The sequence below is a fragment of the bacterium genome (assembly GCA_016708315.1).
GTDB lineage: Bacteria > Zixibacteria > MSB-5A5 > CAIYYT01 > CAIYYT01 > JADJGC01.
Map to the genome: position 1 here is coordinate 346,121 of JADJGC010000003.1, position 18,698 is coordinate 364,818.

Sequence of the window (18,698 nt, forward strand, 5' to 3'; positions counted from 1 at the left end):
GCAAGTGGATGGTAAAGAATCTGGATCGCGATTTCGCGAGTAGATTGGTGCAAGGACAACCGCATCACTTCCAGTCATCGCTGGTGTGGTATGACTTTCTTCGGCAGTACTCCAAAGAAGAAGATCGATCCGTGACGCTTTATCGCGACGGTGATCCGGTTGCATTCCTTTGCGCACTGCAACTGAAAGATCTGATTCAATCTCTGCCGTTTCCGGCAAGCTATGCCGGACTACAGGTGCTGCCGACGTTAACGGCATCCGACATGACCGAGGCATATCATTCGCTATTCGAGCACTACTCCCGCCAATGCAATGTATTGTCAATTTGTACGGGTCCATTATTTGGTTCGACAGCTGGCGCAGTTGATTTCGATTTTCAACTCGAAGGCACCGTGCATGCGCTCGATCTCACCGACGAGCCACTGGCGCGCACTACTTCAAAGTTCCGGAACAATTTACAGCGTAATCTGCGAAAGGCAGAGAATGCCGGTGTGCAAATCAAGATCACGAACGAGAAGACGAAGTTGGAACAGTGGTACCGCTGCTACTCGAAACGAATGAGTGAATTGAAGGGGACACAGTTGCCATTCGGTTACATTGAATCAATGTTTCGCGAGCTCGAACCAACCGGCAACTGTAGTCTGGTTGCTGCCGAGGTCGATCAGAAATTCCTTGGCGGCATCGTCACGGTGCAAAACGAGCACTGTCTGGACTATTACCTGAGCATGTTCAACCGGGAAGATGATGAGACTCAGGCATCAACCGCAGCATTCTACTTTTTGGTCAAACACGCCAAAGCACAGGGCATCAAGTTTATGAACCTGCAAGCTTCCCCCAAGAGTCAGCCAGATCTGGTTCACTTCAAGAAATCGTGGGGAGCGACCGAGTATCGACACAAATACCTGGTGAAGGTCTTGAACAATGCGGATGCAATTCTGAACCAGTCCGCTGAACACTTAAGCAAAGAATATCCATTCCACTTTGTAGTGCCGTTTTCTGCGCTGAAGGCAGAGCCGGTGCTGGCTTAGAAGGCTACCCAATGTATGACGATTGCAATCACCTCAAATCCCAACGGAGCGATTCTATGATAAAGGGCAAAACGATATTCATTACCGGTGGCGCAGGATTCATCGGTTCAGCACTTGCAGAGCGCCTGGTTAGCGACAACAAGCTAATCATCTTTGACAATTTTCGCCGCAATTCGCTGCAAGACAAACCACACTTGGCAAGTCATCCGAATGTCGAACTGATCAAAGGAGATATCCGGGATCGCGCGGCGCTCGCCGCATCGATTGACAGCGCAAACATCGTAATCCACGCTGCAGCGGTTGCGGGCGTCGATTCTGTTCTGAAAGATCCTGTTATGACAATGGAAGTCAATGTCATTGGCACTTACAACGTGTACACGACGTGTCTTGAAGTTGGGAAATCACTGGAGCGCGTGATTGACTTTTCGACCAGCGAAGTGTTTGGCGCTTACGCTTACAAAGTCACAGAAGCGAATCTAAAGCCGGCGTTGACTGTCGGTGAAGCGCGATGGTCATATGCAATCAGCAAGCTCACCGGCGAGTTCTTTGCGAACAGCTTCTATATCAAATACGGTTTGCCGATCTGCTGCGTACGACCGTTCAACATCTTCGGACCTGGACAAGTCGGCGAAGGTGCAATTCATCACTTCGTTGTTAATGCGATTCAGGACAAGGACGTGACTATCTACTCTGATGGAAGTCAAATTCGTGCATGGTGCTACATCGACGACATCCTTGATGCACTCGAAGAAATCCTGCAGAACAACCGATCAAGCGGGCAAGCCTTCAACATTGGCAACCCGCAGAGCACATTGACGATTTACAATCTGGCGCGCGAGATCATACGGCTTTCGGGTTCGAAATCGAAGATCGTCTTCAAAGAAGCAAGCTCACCAGACGTGGAAGTGAGAATACCGGACATTCACAAGGCACGTGAGATTCTCAGTTTCGAACCGAAGGTAGATCTCGAGGACGGATTGCTGCGAACAATCGAATGGTACCGTGAGAAGATGCGCCGCAGTAAGACTTCACAGGCAACGGAGTTGATATTCAAGGAGAAATACGCCAATGTCTGAGAACAAGACTTCGGGCGGAACACCGTGGCGCGAGTTTTATGGATTCGCGAACGAGCAGGATAAAGTGTTTCCCAACATGGTCCACCTGGACTTGATCAACATCTGCAATTTCAAGTGCATTCATTGCCCGCAGAACGATATCAAGAAATTCGTGCCGGACTACGAGCCAAATCAGCTTGACTATGAGATATTCACTCGAATTATCGACGAAGTAGCTGACCACGGTGCAACACTGCGCATTACTTGCGATGGCGAACCTTTCCTCTACAAACATATAGTGAAAGCGATCCATTACATAAAGGATCGCGGAGTCAAGATCGCAACAATTGTGACGAACGGCAGTTCTCTGACAAGGCCGATTGCCGAGGCAATTCTCAAACCATCAGATACAAAATTCATCATTGATTTCAGCTTGGACAGCCTTTATAAGCCCACTTACGAGCGCATCCGCCTTCAGGGCAATTTCGTGGAAGTATACAGCAATGTGTTGTTTCTACTCAAGAACAAGAAGAGCAACCCGAACCTGCGAATCATTGTCAACATGATTGATCAGGACACGCTGGTGCCAGGCGAACTGGAAGCATTCAAGCAGTTCTGGGGACCAATTGCGGACGATGTCGTTGTCAGGACTTATCTAACCGTGAAGGGTATGGTAAACGCGTCTACTCTAAAGATGGAACGCGACCAGTACCGCTGGCCATGTTCACTCTTGTGGAATCGCATCGCTATCAGTTCGCACGGTCGGCCGCGCTTCTGCGTTGCCGATTGGAGAGAGCAATCCGTTCTGAAAGACTTCGATCTTGCCAAGGTCAGCATAAGTGAGATATGGCAGTCACCTTTCTACGATCAATTGCGACGCGATCATCTTGACAAAGAGTTCTCAAAGATCGCTATCTGTAAGAATTGTACCGACTGGTTCGGTCTCAAGTGGGATTACGACTACAGGACGGTAATTGACAGACTCTTCGAAGAGAAGGCAAATGATTTAACGGTTGCTCAAATCAACACTCAACATCCGGTGGAAGTATAGAATGCGCGACGTTCTGATGTTTTGCGACAAGAAGGGTTACTACGGCTTTCTCAAACCGTACCTCGACTCCTACGTGGGAGACAGCCGCTACCAATTTGTTGTTGAGCGAAGTGAGAGCAAGGAGCGCTTACTCGAGTACTTTGGGAAAGACTGCACGATCTGGCTTGATCATCTCAATGAATTTGCTATCTGGGCTTCGTCACTTCAGAACAATGGTAAGACCAAGTTGGTTTGCAGGGTCCAGGGAACTGAACTCTTGGATGTGGACTTACAGAACTGCCGTTGGGAAGCATTTGATGCTGTAGTTACCAGCAATCATTCAAGTGAGGCCGTCCTGTTTGATGCAGTCGACCGACTGGAATCGATGGCAGCATATTCTTTGATTCCACCTGCCGCTCAAGTAACACCTTTGTCGGTAGCGCAAAAAGTAAGAACAAAGAACATCGCATACCTTAGTGACATTGACCATGAATCAAACTCCTTGGTCATCCTGGATGTTCTTTCAGAGTTGGTCAGGGTCGATAAGGAATACAAGCTATATGTCGTTGGCGATTTTGCGACGACATCACTTCGTGTACACTTCGAGCATATGATCGCCGCAATGCAGCTTTCTGAGAACATCGAGTTTCACCAACGCCCTGACAATCTGGCGATTTGGCTAAAGGACAAATCGTATATTCTGTCAACTGCGATTGCAGCAGGCAATGAAGCTGAGATTGCTCTTGCGATGACGCTCGGAGTACAGCCTGTCGTGATCAACCACTTTGGAGCCGAATCTCTGACAGATTCAGCAGAGTTGGTCAACTGCGTGAGCGGTTGCGTTAACAAATTGCTTCAGGAACCTGGAGATCCTTCACAGCTGCGGCAGAAGGCACTTGAAACCAGCAATGTCGATATGTATCGCGGGCAGTTTGAAGAAGTGTTGAATGGCGCTGACTTCGCTTACGAGCCGAAGGTTAGCATCCTCCTGCCGACATACAATCGCGCCGAGATGTTGAAGCGCGCTCTAGCGCGACTTGCGCAACAGACCTATTCAAATCGTGAAATTGTTGTCATCAACGACTGCTCAAGCGACACGACGGAGTCGGTCGTACTGGAAGCGATGAAGACGAGGTCAGATATTGTCTATCACCGCAATGATGTCAACCTTGGCAATGCCGGCTCGATGGCGATGGCGGCAGCAAAATCCAGCGGCGACTTCGTTCTTTCATTTAGCGATGATGACGACCTCGACAACCGGGCTCTGGAAGAGTTCGTCAGTTACTGGCGGCGCAAGAAGTCGGACATTATCTACAGCGATTTGGCTGTAACAGACTCGACAGGCAGAGAAACGGCGCAATGGAAGTATCGAAACTATTACAGCAACTATGAACTACTGAATGAGTTGGTATTCGCCGACGGCAATAAGATTCCCGAGGTGTTTTTCTGTCGCCGCGAGCTGTATGATCAAGTCTATACGCAAACATACACCCGTCGTTTTCTCAATACCTACTACTTGCCGCATCTGCGCAAACTCAAGATGATCCACCTTCCGAAAATGCTCTGTCGCTATGCAGTACATGTCGGCAGTACCTTCGGAAACGTCGTCGGGCTATTTGATCGCAGTAAATCGACGCAGAACTATGTGAATGCCGCAATGTTCATGTATGCGCCGGGCAGGGTGATGAATATTCCAAATGACCGGCCCGCGTCGCAGCAGATCGCCGACGCCTATGCGTGCGTTGCAAGTGTGCTAATTGAACATGGCAAGCGGCGGATCTCAGGAAAGATGTATACGGGCGTCAGCTATGAAGAAAAAGACAATCTGCATTGGTTGTACTTCTACAACGCATTTCACTGGCTGAAGATGGCCCAGCGGTATGGGCTTCCGGAAGAACACGCCAGGAAGATCGAAAACCAAATTCTCGAAACAATCGACCCTGCAGGCTTCAACCCTCGCAAACATGCCAATATGCCCGATGTGTATCGTGAGCTTCCGTGGTTCGCTAACAAGGCATTTAATAATCTATCGAAGTTTGTGGCATTTGATTGTGTCAGCCTTGGAGCTCCAGAGTGGATGGCAAAGAGGTCGTACTCCGTGTACAAAGACGGCAAGGCGGAGATAGAGGTTTGCAATCACCTCTGCAAGTCACAGGATGAATTCGAAACGGTCATGCGCCGGACTTCGGTAACTGTCGTCAATATCTTCGACGCCAGCTCCGTCGAATCAACAATTCGATACTTGATTGAGAATCAACTATCGAGTGTTCATGTCTTCAACTTCAGTCGCGTGCGCGTGCCCGAGATCGAACTGCTGAAGACAGTCTTCAATGTCGGTCCGGGGGCTGTCAGAAGTTTCGCGGACTATCTTAAACTGGTCACACAAATATCAACTGCGAGTCATTATGAATATTGCGCTGTCGAAGCCACTGTTTGACAACGAGGAGTTGTCAGAAATTGAGAAAGTCCTGGAGTCAGGATGGGTGATGCAGGGACCAAAGGTGGCAGAATTCGAACAAGAGTTTTCTCGCGTGGTAAATTCTGACTGGTCGGTCGCAGTGTCTTCCTGTTCGACAGCACTGCATTTGGCAATGAAAGCAATCGGAATCGGGAAGGGCGACGAAGTAATCGTACCCGCTTTGACATGGATTGCAACTGCCGCCGCTGTTGAAGAGTGCGAAGGAACAGTCGTGTTCTGCGATATCGATCCGGCGACATTCAACATTGATCCGAATTGCCTCGACAGACTTATCAATCCACGCACCAAGGCAATTGTCGCTGTCAACCTCTTTGGATTAGCGGCAGACCTGCCAAAACTTGTCCAAATAGCCCAAGCCAACGATTTGATTCTTATTGAAGACGCCGCTTGTTCTTTAGGAGCAACCGTGAACGAAAAAGCCAGCGGTACGTTTGGCCGGTTGGGCTGTTTCTCGTTTCATCCACGCAAGTCGATTACGACTGGCGAAGGAGGAATGATTGTCGGCGCCTCGCTTGACGATGAATTGCTTCTGCGATCGTTGCGCTCGCATGGAGTGAAAACTTCACCGAAGGGAACAGCGACTTCAGCTCAACCATACGATCTTGGCGACTTTGACAAACTTGGCTACAACTATCGCCTGACTGATTTGCAGGCTGCACTTGGCATCGCGCAGCTTCGTAAATTGGAACGGATACTTCAGCGCCGAAGAGAAATTGCCCGAGCATACGATTCTGGATTGTCTGATCTCGAGTTGTTGAGATTGCCAACGGAACCTGAGGGATTCGTTCACACATATCAGTCATATGTGATGATGGTTGGTGCATCGACGCACGATAGAAATGGCGCTGAAAAAATGCACGACTGTCGGAATCGGATCATGATCGATCTTAAGCAAGCTGGAGTGGCGACGCGTCCGGGAACTCACGCAGTCCACACACTGGAATACTTCGAGAAAAAGTATGGACTATCGCAGTGGTCGGCTCCAAATGCCAATGCAGCAATGAACCAATCTATCGCTCTTCCGCTGCACCCACTTTTGACAACTTCTGAAGTTGAATATGTAATTCACTCAGTAAGAAAAGCGTACGACGCGGTATTTTCGGTACGTAACGCGAGCGCTACAGTCGCGTAAGTTAGTCTGCTTTCGAACTCGAAAGGATGACTGGATTGTTCACGGAGCGAACATTTGAACCGCAAAAGGGACTCAAGATGGCGGATTCTGCGGAATTATCAGACTATATTTGGGATACTCTAATCTTGGTTAATAACTGGTGGATTAACAACAGCTTAGGGCGGCGTTAATATTGCTGTCATGGGCAGAAATATCGACAATAGGTGTTAAGTTAGCGTTCGTTCTGGTCGAAAAAGATAGTAACGAATTGGATAGAAATGGCGCTTCAGCATTAATCGGTTGAAACCGATAATGTTAGAAGAGTTGATCTAGACGCTTGAAAGAGCAGATCAATAAGAGAAGGAGGATTGGCAAACCCTGTTTTTCGTTTACCCCCACTGATCGGGGGGCGACAATCGGTCAGAAGGTCGTAGTTGCTCAGACCTTAGCGGACATGGGATGTGGCTGAACAATGCGAGCAGAATGATAGAATGTCGGTAAAGGAATAGACCGACAGGGACATTCAAGGAGGATAGTGTAATGGCACTCCGCATTAACCACAACATTGCTGCACTCGATGCTCAGCGCAACCTTGCGATGACAACAAGCTCCATCAGTCAAGTCATGGAGAAACTGTCATCCGGTTATCGCATCAACAAGGCATCCGATGATCCGGCAGGTCTGGTAATTTCCGAGCAGTTCCGCGCTCAGATTGCCGGATTGAACCGCGCGATTCAAAACTCTGAAGGATCAATCAACATGATCCAAACAGCTGAAGGATCGCTGAACGAAATCAATTCGCTGCTGGTATCGATGAGAGAACTCGCGATTCACGCCGCGAACGAAGGCTTCAATGATGCCAACCAGCTCGCTGCTGACCAGGCTGAAATTGAAAACGCCATCCGCACGATCGACCGTATTGCTGCTAACACGCAGTTCGGTACCAAGAAGCTCCTCGACGGAAGCAAGGACAACATTGCTACCATCACGACCGCGAATTCTTCAGGACTTACGGTCCTCAAGAGCTTCCTGGGTTCGGGCAGCCACTCAATCACGGCCACCAAGACCGCTGATTCAACGGCTACCATCAACACAACCTCACTCGGTGTTTCGCTGACCAGCACCGGTTCGCCTGCAAATCTCGAAGAGAAGATTCACAATCTTGACGTTCTTCAGGCTTCTGAAGGCGCCGAGAAGGTGTCAAATGCAATGGCAATCACGGACGCTTTTGGTAAGGGTCTTACCATCGGCGCCACCGCTGCTAACGCTACCGTCATGAGCTCGGCTTCCGTGCTCGCGACCGCAACCTCTTCGCAAGCTGGTACCTACACTGTGGTCCTGAACTATCAGGAAAACAATGAAGCCGTCAGCGGCGACCAGACTCTGCAGATCAGCATCGCTTCGGGTGACACCCGCGCGAACATCGTCTCCAAATGGAATACCGCCATCGCGAACAACGCTGCTTTGGCCGGTAAGCTGACAGTTGCTACCACGACCTCCGGTACGGGTAACGGCGTTCAGTTCCGTTCGGTGAACAAAGGCGCTCAATACAGCGTGAAGTTGACCTCTGCCTCAACAACGGCAACGGCCAACTACATGAACATGGGTTCGAGCCGCTCGAGCCGTGGTGTCAGCTTGAACGTGCTGAATTTCAGCGTAACCACTGCGAAGAACAACAACACGACCGCTAACGTGACCGTCGGCGCCGCGACATACACTTCGATGTCAACGCTTGCCACGGCCATGAAGTCTGCTCTCCAGACTGCATTCGGTACGGTTTCTACCGCCACTGGCGTCACCTCGACGACCAATGATGTCGACGTCGCCGTCGAAGGTACCAACCAGTTGAAGTTCTTCACATACGATGAAGGATCCGACTATAAGATCCAGCACAATTCGACCGGTACCGAATCCGAGAGAATGTTTAACGCTCTTGGCCTGACCGCGGACACCCTGTCTGTATCAGGTACCGATGCTTTGATTTCGTTCGATGGTTACACCACCGCGGTTTCGTCCGTGAAGTACGGTTCGACCTCCGAAACGACGCTCTATAACAAAGCTTCCGGTGCAGCCGGTCGCGGCAGCATCGCATTGACTCTGGACAAGGCTTCCAACGGTATTAACGTTGGTAATCTCTTGCTCGATGTCAAGGCTGCGAAGTTTGACGTTCGTCTCGATGGCGGCCCGGCCACTTCAGTGACCGCCGGTAAGGAAGCCACGGTTTATACTTCTGATCGTGCCCAGTCCCTGAAGGTCAGATATTCGCTGACCTCCACTGGCGGATCGGAAAGCATTACCAATACTGATCAGTCGCTTGTCTTCCAGATCGGCTCGAACGTCGGTCAGACAGCTTCGATCGGTCTCAGAAGCATGACCACCTCATCGTTGGGCAAGAACCTGGGAGGCAATAGCTTCAGCAGTCTTGCCGGAATCAACGTCGAAACCGTCCAGGGCGCACAAGACGCTCAGGCCGTCATCGACGCTGCTATCGATGAAGTGTCAAACGCAAGAGGTACGCTTGGATCGTTCCAGAAGAACACTCTGGAATCAAACATGCGCAACTTGCGCGTTGCCGCTCAAAACCTTACGGCCTCAGAATCCGGTATTCGCGACACCGACATGGCGTCGACGATGTCCGAATTCGTCAAGTACCAGATCCTGATGCAGGCCGGTACTTCGATGCTCGCCCAAGGCAACCAGTTGCCGCAGGTCGTGCTGTCGCTGTTCCAATAGTTTCTTAGCGTCCAAACGGGTGTGAGGTAGAAATATCTCACACCCGTCGACATGTGAGGTGAAACATGAGCACAAGCGCAGGACTGACTGATATTCGACTTGAGGATATCCAAGCTCAGGTAAAACGGATATCGCCGGAAGCTACGCCACCGAACATGGAAGGTCGGGAAAAGATTCAACCTACGCCGGATCAGGCTGCAGTTAACGCGAAAGATTCGGTACCTGAGGCGGATCAAAAGACCCAAAGGGACGACTTGGAACGAATGGTCCAACAAATCAATCAGGAATACTCGATGAGAAACATCTCATTGAAATTCTCGATTGATGAAGAGAGCGGATCTTTGATCATTAGAGTTTTTGACACGGCGAACGAGAAGATTATCCGGCAGATACCGCCGGAGTCGATACTCGCGATTCGCCGCAGAATGAGCGCCTTGCTCGGAGATATCTTCGACGCCGAGGCGTGACGATTTGCTAGCGGCCGGGCGGTCAATCCCGCCCGCCCGCCATAATTACGAAGGAGAATAACATGGCCGGACTATCAGGAGCCATATCAGGCATCAAGTCGAATCTCGACACAAACTCAATCATCGATGCCTTGCTTACATTTGAAAAACAAAACGTGCTCCTGCTGCAGTACGACCAAACCGTCAAGACCAACCAGATGGCGACGTATCAAGCGATCAATACGAAAATGTTGGCGTTTCAGACGCAAGCCGGACTGCTATCGCGAGCTTCGACCTTCTCAGCGACCAAGGTGAGTGTCACCGGGGAAGAATACTTGACCGCGATCGCCGGCGATAATGCAGCGCTGGGCAATTACTCATTGCGCGTCGCGGCGTTGGCGCAGAATCACCAGATCGCATCGCAGGGCTATAGCGAACAGGAAGCAGCAAGCCTGGGAACCGGAACGATCTCGATTGCAGTCGGAGATGGCTCAACAAAGACTATCAACATAGACTCGGCTAACTCCAGTCTCGACGGAATCCGGCGAGCGATAAACAATGCCAAAGTTGGCGTCACTGCGACGATTGTAAACGACGGCAGCAAGTCGAACAATTTCCGGCTGATGCTGTCCGCTGATAAGACGGGCGAAAAGAACAAAATTACTTTCAGTGCCAATTTGACCGGCACAAAAGATCTGAATTTCAGCAGTTCATCGTTTGATCAAGTCGAGAAGCAGTCATTCTCTTCTTTGGCGACTTCGAATCCAACATTAGGTACGACTGCCTCCTATACCGGAAGTCAGAACAAAGTATACACATTCACTGTGGGCGGCAATGGAAGCCAAACGGTAGGATCAGGCGACATTACATTGAATTGGAGCGACGGCACTAACAGCGGCTCCATATTGGTGAGTTCAGCCGACACCGAAGTGGAATTGAATGGCGCTGGTAGCGACGGATTGAAACTGAATTTCTCAGCAGGGCAGTTAGTTGCCGGGGATACATTCCGGGTACAGACTTTTGCTCCATTACTCCAGAAGGCACAAGACTCAAAGATCACGATGGGTTCAACTGACGGCGGCGGCTCACCAATTACGATTAACAGCGAGAGCAACGTCATAAAAGATGTTATCGGCGGGATAACCCTCAATCTCACGAAAGTTTCGGAAGACACCGCAGTTAACATTGTCGTCGATCGCGATACATCAAGCATTGAAGATAGCATCAACACATTCATCACCAAGTTCAATGACGTCCTTGGTTCGATAGACGAGCAGTTCAAGTATGATCCCGAAGCAGAGGAAGATTCCGGCATTCTCTTTGGTGATCGGACACTTATGATGCTTCAAGATTCAATGCGTGGAAAGATCACATCTCGTATTGCAGGCCTTGATTCGGAATACAACATGCTGGCTTCGGTTGGCATCAGGATCGGTACGACCGGTAAGTTGTCTGTCGTCGATCGCGGCAAGCTCACGGCGGCAATTGAGAACAACATTGAGGACGTGCAAAAGCTATTCGCCGCTTCCGGAGATTCAAGCAGCGGCAAGGTGTCATTCGTCGCGATGGGTGATAAGACAAAGACTTCAGCCGACGGGTACACCGTCAATATTGCACAAGCAGCCGCAAAAGGCTATTTGCGCGGCGCTGTGGTAGTGAATCCTGCGACCACGCCTATAGTTATAAACTCGTCGAACAAGAATTTGGCGTTTCGAGTGGATGGTGTCATTTCTGATACGATCACGCTTACGGAGAAGAGCTACGCAACGTGGGATGAGTTGACTGCGGAAATCCAGCAGAAAATTAATGCCGATAAGAAGATCGGTAAAATGGGAGTCGAAGTAAGTTCCTTTGACAACGGCAGCGACGGCTATCTTACGATGACTTCTGGCAGCTATGGTAAGAAGTCGATAATCGAGCTGCAGACGTCAACGGGCAATTCCGCTGCCGCAATTCTCGGGTTGGCTGGTGGCCAGAATTTTGCAGGAATCGATGTCTCAGGCACCATAAATGGGGAAAAAGCAACTGGCAACGGTCAAGTTCTAACTGGAAATGACGGCAACAACAACACCGCCGGGCTTAAGCTGCTAATCGAGTTGTCGCAATCAGACGTTAGAGCCGAAAGTGAAGCTACCATTAAAGTGTTCAGGGGTGTCGCTTCATTAGCGCAAGACTTTGCCGATTCCATATCTAAGAGCGTCGATGGCACAATTGCGCGTCGGACGAAAGCTCTCGAAAACCAGGTAAAAGATATTGAAGAGCGGGTTACTGACCTTAATGCTCGAATGGAGTTGAAACGCCAGCGCCTTACCGAGAAGTTCCAAGAGATGGAAAGCCTAATCGGACAGCTCAATCAACAGTCATCCTATCTCTCGACTCAGCTTGATCAAATATCGCAGAATTTCAGTCAAATCGTTGCCAATAACCGAAAGTAGTGTGATGAACAAACAACTTGCGACCTATCAAAGAGCCCAAGTCAACGGCGCCAGTCAACGAGACTTGATTGTGATGTGTTACAAGGGCGGAATCAAGTACCTTGTAGAGTCTCGTCAGAAGCTCGAAGCGGGTGACATTAACGGTTTCAGCGAGTTGATTGAGAAAGCACATCGAGTTATAGTCCATTTGTATACAACTCTTGATATGGAAAAGGGCGGAGAAATTGCGGAGAAGCTTGCAGAGCTATACGCGTTCTTAATCAACCAGATCTATCTGCTCAATGCAACAAAGAGCGTGGATCTCTTTGACGGAATCATTGGCGTTATGACGACATTAAAAGAGGGCTGGGAAGGCATCGATGCCCGAGACCTGCAAGGGGGAGTCTCAGGCAGCGTGGCGCAGGAAACACCGGCGCAACAGGCGGTTTCAGTCCAAATATGAGGGTGTGATGGAATACAGTGATGTCACCAAGTTGGAAGCCCGTTTAATTGCGGGGCTAAAGGAAGAGTATTCGTTTTACCAATCCTTGTTCATCATTATTGACAAGCAGCGTGACTACATCAAGTATGACAAGGAACAGAAAATTGTAGACCTTTACGGTGAAGTCGAGCGGATTGTCACGCGCATAAACGAATCCGAAGCAACTATCAGTCAATTGAAGAATGAGAATAAGAACCTATTCAGCCTTGCGGCCACTGCGCCCGAAGTGCGTCGATTAGTGAACTCGATAACTACGCTGATTTCCAAGACTCTTAAGCTGGTCCAAGAAAACGAAGAAATTGCGGCGGCCAAGTATGTTTCAATTAAGGACCAGCTCCTTCAGTTACAACAGGGTAGGAAAGTGACTGATTATTTAACAGTTCCGCAAAATTCCCCGATCTATGTCGATAAGAAGAACTAGGGGCAATCGATGAAGATTAACCGTGTCCTAAGCAGCGAGACAATGCTGCGCGGGGAGCAAATGGCAAAGAAAAAGGAAAAGACGAGTCGGCGTAAGGGCGACTCCGTAGAACTGTCAGCGGAAGCCCTGAACAAGGCTGGAAAGAGTTCCGCTACTCAGGCTGTATCTAGCAATAAGGTCACGTCGAAGCAGAAGGCAACGACGCTCGAAATCCAGCCGGCAGACAACTATCGGCCGGGCAGGCCGGGTGCAGAAGTTCCACTTCGGAGCGAGAAGATCGAACACGCTAAAAAGATGATTCAGAGCAAGGGATATGACGATCCGCAGGTAGTGGCGGCGATCATCGATCGATTGGTTTTTGCGCTAAAGGAATAGCATACGAACATGATTACTGAACAGCAGACAATCTCCCAGGAAGAACGACTTCGCCGGAAACTCAGCAGCATTACAAATCTGCCTTCTCCGCCGTTGGTATTCAATCAAATCACTAAGATAATTAACAATCCACGGACCTCCGTTCGTGATGTTGCAGCAATCATGTCTGAAGATGCTGCCATGAGCGCCAAGGTGCTCAGGCTGTCGAATTCCGCATTCTACGGCGCACGCAGCGAAATTACGGGCATACGCCAAGCTGTTCTGGTACTGGGATTGGAAGCTATCAAGTCACTGGTACTGTCATCGTCGGTATTCGACATGTTTAAGTCGCACAAGCTCGATCCAGAGTTCCAAGAGGCATATTGGCGCCATTCACTTTCAACTGCAATTGCTGCACGAATCGTTGCGCAGTATCATCGGGTTGCGCGCGGCCTTGATGCCGAAGTCGCATTTTCCGCAGGACTGCTTCACGATATCGGCAAATTGATAACGTGCTGCTTTCTCCCTGATGAATACAAGCTCACTTTGGAGTACAGGCAGGAACGTCAAACGTCCGACTACCAGGCCGAGATGGCTTCGGTTGGACATGCCCACACTCACATTGGCCGAATGCTGGCTGCCAATTGGAAACTACCGGTTGCCATTCAACGAGCGATAGAGTTTCATCATTTTCCAATGCAGGACACTGAAGATAGCCGCGTGTACTCCATCATTATTCATGTTGCAAACTATCTCGCCAAGCGTACCTTTGGTACGAAGATGCCTCAGTACGACGATTGGGCTGACCTCCTTCCGGAAGTCCATTCGGACTTGGAATTGACTGAGGAAGTCATCGAAGCTTTCTGCAGCAAGTTGCGCGAGGAGTACGCTGCCAGCAGCACGTTCATGCAACTGGCAATGACATAAGCGCTCGCGACGGCAGCGAAATTCCCAATCACAGTTTTAGCTTTACAACCCAAGTGGGCAGTCGTATTCTAATCGGCAGTTCCGGAGCTACTGCTCCTTGATCGAATTCTGCCAAATTGGATAAGGACTGCATATTGTGAAAGTGACTTCCGTACCGTTTTACCGGCTAAAAATATCAAAGCAAGAAATAGACAAAGTTACTGAGACCATGCGCAGCGGCTGGCTCACAACCGGCAAAGTTACGCATCAATTTGAGTCCGAGTTCGCTGAGTATGTTGGCGCCAAGTATGCGGTAGCGGTTAACTCATGTACGGCGGCTCTGCACCTGTCGTTGATTGCCGCTGGCGTGAAACCGGGAGATGAGGTCATTACGACTCCCTACACGTTCGTGGCGACTACCGAGACGATTATTCAATGTGGCGCAAAAGTCGTGTTCGTTGATACCGAAGAAGACTCTTTCAATATTGACTTGAGCAAGGTAGAGGCTGCTATTAGCCCTCGTACAAAGGCAGTCGTGCCGGTCTATATAGCTGGTTACCCATCGAATCTGAAGAAGATTGATGCGCTTCGCCGAAAGCACAAGGTCCGTGTTATACACGATGCAGCGCATGCATTGGGAACATATTCGGGAAGTAGCATTGTCGGTTCGACGCCCGACCTCACTTGTTTCTCGTTTTACTCAACGAAAAACTTGACGACGGGTGAAGGCGGCATGATTACTACCGACAGCAAGAAGCAGATCGAACTACTACGAATGATCTCACTTCATGGCATGTCGAGGGACGCTTGGAAGCGTTACACCGGCACCGGTTCGTGGAAGTACCAAATCCGAGAGTTAGGTTACAAGTACAATCTGTCCGACATGGCAAGCTCCGTCGGATTGGTTCAACTTCAGAATTTTGACAAGATGCAGAAAGCGCGCAAGAGAGCTGCTGATCTCTATGTCAAGTATCTTGGTGGTTTCGACGAATTGATTATTCCTAAGGATCCTGAGAACGGAAGACATGCGTGGCACCTGTACATCGTGAAGCTTCGCAGAGGTGGTGAATCGTACAGGGATCGTGTTATCGAAGAATTGAAATCTCTGGGTGTAGGAACTTCCGTGCATTTCATTCCGTTGTACCTTCATCCGTACTATAAGAGAAACTACAATTATTCTCGGCGCGATTTTCCAAACAGCTACAACCACTATTGCAGTGCAATTACTCTTCCACTGTTTGTCGATATTACAGAGGAAGAGATCAAGTACGTGGCCGATTGCTTCAAGAAAATATTCGCTCGCAGTCGCAAGAAATGAACACGCACTCCGTCCGGTTAATGGCTTGTGCAGCGACTCATTGATATCGTATTCGCACTCGCGATACTACTGCTGACCACGCCGATATGGATTGTTACCTTGATTGTCGTAACACTGTCCGACTTCGGCAGCCCCTTCTTCTTGCAAAACCGTGTCGGCAGAAATCAGAAGGTATTTCGACTAGTAAAGTTTCGGACTATGACCAAGAATGCCTCGGTTGGCTCAAATCTGACCGTTTCCGGCGATAAACGGGTTACTCCAATTGGTCGAGTATTGCGGCGCTTAAAGATCGATGAACTTCCGCAGTTGTTAAATGTCCTGGTTGGTTCGATGAGTATAGTTGGGCCGCGCCCGGAAACACCTGAGTATGTGGCGCTTTACGATCAGGCTGAAAGGGAAGTACTAAAATACCGGCCGGGCTTAACCGATCCTTCATCTATCAAATACCGTCACGAAGAGAGAATCTTGGCCAAATACAGCGATCCCGTGGAAGCATACAAGTCGGTCATACTACCAGACAAGATAGCCATCTCGCTCGAATACCAGAATCGCCGTAATCTCGCCAGCGATCTCGCAATCATAGGCGAGACGATCATGGCAATATTCCGACCGGTTGAAGGAAACTCTCGCTGAAACGAGCGAGTGGCGGAAGCGACAAATTGTTGAAACTTCTTGACAAATACGAGGTTCGGGTATAAGATAGATGCCCTAGTATTGTGGGCGATTAGCTCAGCTGGTTAGAGCGCCTGCTCGACACGCAGGAGGTCATTGGTTCGATCCCGATATCGCCCACCATTCAATGCCTCGATTGTGAGGCTATTTTTGTTACAAGGACTGATGGAGACATGGCTCTGGAACTGAAATTTCCCGACGGAACGATTAAGACTTTCCCTGACGGCACTACCGGCTACGAAGTAGCCAGCTCGATCTCGCCACGATTGGCTCAAGAAGCGCTTGCAGTCACTATCGATGACGTGATCTATGACCTTGCGCGACCGTTGCCAAAGAACGGCGAATTCAAGGTTCACACGTTTGATACTCCACAAGGGAAGTGGGTGTTTTGGCATTCATCTGCGCATGTAATGGCCGAAGCCGTTCAGGATTTGTTTCCCGGCACCAAGCTCGCAATTGGTCCTCCAATTGACGAGGGATTCTATTATGACTTTGATGCTGAAAAGCCATTTACTGACGAAGACTTGGCTCGCATCGAGAAGCGTATGGCAGAGATTGTCGCCGGTAATCATAAGTTTGAACGCGAAGAAGTGACCCGCGAGGAGGCAATTCGCCGTGCAAACAAGGAAGGCGAACCGTTTAAAATTGAGCTGATCGATGGACTGCAGGACCAGACGATCTCATATTATAAGCACGACCATTTCATTGATCTCTGTCGCGGGCCGCACTTGCCGACCACTGAGAAGATAAAGGTGTTTAAATTGCTATCTGTCGCCGGTGCCTATTGGCGGGGCGACGAAAAGAACAAGATGCTCCAGCGAATCTACGGAGTTTCCTATCCGAAGAAGGCAATGCTTGATGATTACATCAAGCGCCTTGAAGAGGCAAAGAAGCGCGACCATCGCAAGCTTGGCAAAGAGCTTGGACTGTTCACGATTGCCGAGGAAACCGGCGGTGGGTTGCCATTATGGATGCCAAAAGGTGCCTTGATGCGCCACTTGATAGAAGACTTCTGGAAAAACACCCATCTTGAACATGGTTACGATCTCGTTATCTCACCGCACATTGCGCGCCTGCACCTTTGGGAGACTTCGGGTCACACCGGGTTCTAGCGAGAGAACATGTACGCGCCAATGGACGTAGACAACGACAAGTACCAGATCAAGCCGATGAATTGTCCATTCCATATCATGATGTACAAGCAGAATCTGCATTCATATCGTGAACTGCCGCTCCGGTGGGCGGAGTTGGGTACGGTATATCGCTATGAACGCGGTGGTGTACTTCATGGTTTATTCCGCGTACGCGGATTCACTCAGGATGATGCGCACATTTTCTGCACTCCAGAGCAACTGGAAGATGAGGTACTTGGAGTTCTCGACTTGACCGTCCATATTCTCGGTTCATTCGGATTTCATGACTACCACATCTATTTGTCGACTCGACCGGAAAAGGCGATCGGTGACCCGTCACTCTGGGAGACTGCCGAAGGTTCATTGCGCAAGGCCCTGGATAAACGGAATATGAAATATGACGTTGATGCCGGTGGTGGCGCGTTTTATGGTCCCAAGATCGATATCAAGATTCGCGATGCCATGCAACGCGAGTGGCAGTGCACGACGGTACAATTCGATTTCAATCTGCCGCAGCGTTTCGAAATGACCTATATTGATTCCGACGGTCAGGCTAAACAACCATACATGGTCCATAGAGCCATCCTCGGCTCGCTGGAGCGGTTCTTTGGCGTGCTGATTGAGCACTATGGCGGGTACTTCCCGATGTGGATTGCGCCGGTGCAAGCGAAAGTGATTCCGATTACGGACAAGCAGATGGATTATGCCATTGCAGTCCAAAAACAGCTCAAAGCCGCAGGAATCCGCTCGGAACTGGATGATCGATCTGAAAAGATCGGTTACAAGATTCGCGAAGCGGAAACGGCCAAGATACCGTATATGCTGGTTCTTGGCGGAAAAGAGGCTGAAAGCGGTCAGGTGAGTCTAAGGCATCACGGCGAAGGGGACGTCGGTGTTTTTGCCTTAGAGGACATAATTAAGCGATTTAACGATGAAGTTCGCTCGCGAGAACTGCCAAAGCAGCTGGTCAGCTAATTTCTTCTATTCGATTGATAGCCAATAGCTTCATTTTTTACTTGGCAGATGGGGCGACGTTTTGTATAATTACAGACTTTCTGCTAAGGTAGCGGGAAGTAATATTTTGCGCCGGAGGTAA

General features: G+C 49.6%; 14 protein-coding genes, 1 tRNA gene and 1 pseudogene. All 16 read left to right on the forward strand.

Features of this window, described 5'->3' with window-relative positions; all coding sequences use genetic code 11:
* Positions 1-8: 8 nt before the first annotated feature.
* The 16 genes and pseudogenes from IPH59_04550 to thrS all read left to right on the forward strand — a co-directional run bounded on the left by IPH59_04550 (position 9) and on the right by thrS (position 18,577).
* Entirely contained in the window at positions 9-1,028 is a 1,020-nt protein-coding gene (locus tag IPH59_04550; GenBank protein ID MBK7090982.1) for a GNAT family N-acetyltransferase, read from the forward strand.
* A 56-nt stretch (positions 1,029-1,084) separates the two neighbouring features.
* A complete protein-coding gene (locus tag IPH59_04555) occupies positions 1,085-2,104 on the forward strand; it encodes an NAD-dependent epimerase/dehydratase family protein (protein ID MBK7090983.1) in 1,020 nt (339 codons plus the stop codon).
* A complete protein-coding gene (locus IPH59_04560; protein ID MBK7090984.1) occupies positions 2,097-3,134 on the forward strand; it encodes a radical SAM protein in 1,038 nt (345 codons plus the stop codon). The genes IPH59_04555 and IPH59_04560 overlap by 8 nt, the downstream gene beginning before the upstream one ends.
* A gap of 1 nt (position 3,135) precedes the next feature.
* Positions 3,136-5,550, forward strand: coding sequence for a glycosyltransferase family 2 protein (locus IPH59_04565; GenBank protein ID MBK7090985.1), 2,415 nt, complete (start codon positions 3,136-3,138; stop codon positions 5,548-5,550).
* Positions 5,519-6,724 (forward strand): DegT/DnrJ/EryC1/StrS family aminotransferase, encoded by a 1,206-nt coding sequence (locus tag IPH59_04570; GenBank protein MBK7090986.1) that lies wholly within the window; start codon positions 5,519-5,521, stop codon positions 6,722-6,724. Before IPH59_04565 ends, IPH59_04570 begins: the two co-directional genes overlap by 32 nt.
* A gap of 519 nt (positions 6,725-7,243) precedes the next feature.
* Positions 7,244-9,436 carry a hypothetical protein gene (locus tag IPH59_04575; protein MBK7090987.1) on the forward strand — a complete coding sequence of 731 codons (2,193 nt, stop codon included), beginning with the start codon at positions 7,244-7,246 and terminating at the stop codon, positions 9,434-9,436.
* Between the two features lie 65 nt (positions 9,437-9,501).
* The gene (locus IPH59_04580; GenBank protein MBK7090988.1) at positions 9,502-9,903 is read left to right on the forward strand and encodes a flagellar protein FlaG; all 402 of its coding nucleotides are present in this window, start codon (positions 9,502-9,504) and stop codon (positions 9,901-9,903) included.
* A gap of 62 nt (positions 9,904-9,965) precedes the next feature.
* Positions 9,966-12,317, forward strand: a complete 2,352-nt coding sequence (gene fliD, locus IPH59_04585) for a flagellar filament capping protein FliD (GenBank protein ID MBK7090989.1) — start codon at positions 9,966-9,968, stop codon at positions 12,315-12,317.
* A gap of 4 nt (positions 12,318-12,321) precedes the next feature.
* Positions 12,322-12,759 carry a flagellar export chaperone FliS gene (fliS, locus tag IPH59_04590; protein MBK7090990.1) on the forward strand — a complete coding sequence of 146 codons (438 nt, stop codon included), beginning with the start codon at positions 12,322-12,324 and terminating at the stop codon, positions 12,757-12,759.
* A gap of 7 nt (positions 12,760-12,766) precedes the next feature.
* On the forward strand, positions 12,767-13,219 hold the full coding sequence (locus IPH59_04595; GenBank protein ID MBK7090991.1) for a hypothetical protein: 453 nt from the start codon (positions 12,767-12,769) through the stop codon (positions 13,217-13,219).
* Between the two features lie 9 nt (positions 13,220-13,228).
* The gene (locus IPH59_04600) at positions 13,229-13,594 is read left to right on the forward strand and encodes a hypothetical protein (protein ID MBK7090992.1); all 366 of its coding nucleotides are present in this window, start codon (positions 13,229-13,231) and stop codon (positions 13,592-13,594) included.
* 9 nt (positions 13,595-13,603) lie between these two features.
* Positions 13,604-14,500, forward strand: coding sequence for an HDOD domain-containing protein (locus IPH59_04605; GenBank protein MBK7090993.1), 897 nt, complete (start codon positions 13,604-13,606; stop codon positions 14,498-14,500).
* Between the two features lie 136 nt (positions 14,501-14,636).
* Positions 14,637-15,797 (forward strand): DegT/DnrJ/EryC1/StrS family aminotransferase, encoded by a 1,161-nt coding sequence (locus IPH59_04610; protein ID MBK7090994.1) that lies wholly within the window; start codon positions 14,637-14,639, stop codon positions 15,795-15,797.
* Between the two features lie 27 nt (positions 15,798-15,824).
* Positions 15,825-16,430, forward strand: a complete 606-nt coding sequence (locus IPH59_04615) for a sugar transferase (GenBank protein MBK7090995.1) — start codon at positions 15,825-15,827, stop codon at positions 16,428-16,430.
* A gap of 85 nt (positions 16,431-16,515) precedes the next feature.
* Positions 16,516-16,592 (forward strand) — tRNA-Val (locus IPH59_04620).
* 50 nt (positions 16,593-16,642) lie between these two features.
* Positions 16,643-18,577: pseudogene (gene thrS / locus IPH59_04625) on the forward strand (threonine--tRNA ligase).
* The last annotated feature ends 121 nt before the right edge of the window (positions 18,578-18,698 follow it).

Excerpts from the sequence above, each read along its gene's own strand:
- IPH59_04550 (MBK7090982.1), top strand. The coding sequence starts at position 9 with ATGGTAAAGAATCTGGATCGCGATTTCGCGAGTAGATTGGTGCAAGGA.
- IPH59_04555 (MBK7090983.1), top strand. The coding sequence starts at position 1,085 with ATGATAAAGGGCAAAACGATATTCATTACCGGTGGCGCAGGATTCATC.
- IPH59_04560 (MBK7090984.1), top strand. The coding sequence starts at position 2,097 with ATGTCTGAGAACAAGACTTCGGGCGGAACACCGTGGCGCGAGTTTTAT.
- IPH59_04565 (MBK7090985.1), top strand. The coding sequence starts at position 3,136 with ATGCGCGACGTTCTGATGTTTTGCGACAAGAAGGGTTACTACGGCTTT.
- IPH59_04570 (MBK7090986.1), top strand. The coding sequence starts at position 5,519 with ATGAATATTGCGCTGTCGAAGCCACTGTTTGACAACGAGGAGTTGTCA.
- IPH59_04575 (MBK7090987.1), top strand. The coding sequence starts at position 7,244 with ATGGCACTCCGCATTAACCACAACATTGCTGCACTCGATGCTCAGCGC.
- IPH59_04580 (MBK7090988.1), top strand. The coding sequence starts at position 9,502 with ATGAGCACAAGCGCAGGACTGACTGATATTCGACTTGAGGATATCCAA.
- fliD (MBK7090989.1), top strand. The coding sequence starts at position 9,966 with ATGGCCGGACTATCAGGAGCCATATCAGGCATCAAGTCGAATCTCGAC.
- fliS (MBK7090990.1), top strand. The coding sequence starts at position 12,322 with ATGAACAAACAACTTGCGACCTATCAAAGAGCCCAAGTCAACGGCGCC.
- IPH59_04595 (MBK7090991.1), top strand. The coding sequence starts at position 12,767 with ATGGAATACAGTGATGTCACCAAGTTGGAAGCCCGTTTAATTGCGGGG.
- IPH59_04600 (MBK7090992.1), top strand. The coding sequence starts at position 13,229 with ATGAAGATTAACCGTGTCCTAAGCAGCGAGACAATGCTGCGCGGGGAG.
- IPH59_04605 (MBK7090993.1), top strand. The coding sequence starts at position 13,604 with ATGATTACTGAACAGCAGACAATCTCCCAGGAAGAACGACTTCGCCGG.